The sequence below is a fragment of the Pseudoalteromonas sp. 20-MNA-CIBAN-0454 genome, assembly GCF_040308685.1.
GTDB lineage: Bacteria > Pseudomonadota > Gammaproteobacteria > Enterobacterales > Alteromonadaceae > Pseudoalteromonas > Pseudoalteromonas nigrifaciens.
Map to the genome: position 1 here is coordinate 1 of NZ_JBEOOB010000095.1, position 697 is coordinate 697.

Genomic DNA, 697 nt, shown 5'->3' on the forward strand with positions numbered 1-697 from the left:
CTTAATAGCAAACGTCATCCAGAGCAAGCTTATCGCACCTGTTTAGGGGTGTTAAGTTTAGCTAAAACGTATTCAAAAGAACGCCTCGAGCGAGCATGTTACCGAGCAATTTGCATGAATACGACCACACACAGATCTATTAAGCAAATGCTGCAAAAAGGGTTAGACCAACAACCATTACCCACACTCCAAACAGAGCCAGAAAAGCCAATTACACACAGCAACATACGTGGCACAGATTACTACCATTAAGGAATGCAAACATGATAGAAACAATTAATCAGCAACTTCAATTGCTCAAGTTATCGGGTATAAAGCAAGCACTCAAGCAGCAGCTTGAACAGCCAAACCTATACCAAGAACAAAGCTTTATAGAGCGCGTCAGTTTATTGCTAACGCATGAAATTGATACGCGTGACCAAAGAAAAATAGAGCGATTGGTGCGACAAGCAAAATTCCGTGTACCGGGTCAGTTAAATCAACTCATTTACTCGCCGAAGCGTAATCTAGATAAAGCACAAATACGCGGCCTCAGCCAAAGCACCTGGCTGAGTTTACATCAGAATATATTAATTACAGGCGCCACAGGCTGTGGCAAAACCTACCTCGCGTGTGCCTTGGGTCACGAGCACTGTTTACAAGGAAAAAGTGTCTTCTATATTCGATTAAAAGAATTACTTGAAAGTCTATTTCTAGC

The 697-nt window shown here is 42.0% G+C and carries 2 protein-coding genes; both read left to right on the plus strand.

All coding sequences use genetic code 11. From position 1 onward, the window contains the following. On the plus strand, positions 1-252 hold a 252-nt coding region (locus tag AAEZ22_RS18095), incomplete at its 5' end, for a BTB/POZ domain-containing protein (RefSeq protein WP_352298359.1). A gap of 11 nt (positions 253-263) precedes the next feature. Next, positions 264-697 (plus strand): ATP-binding protein (locus tag AAEZ22_RS18100; RefSeq protein WP_352298362.1); only part of this gene is annotated, 434 nt, incomplete at its 3' end.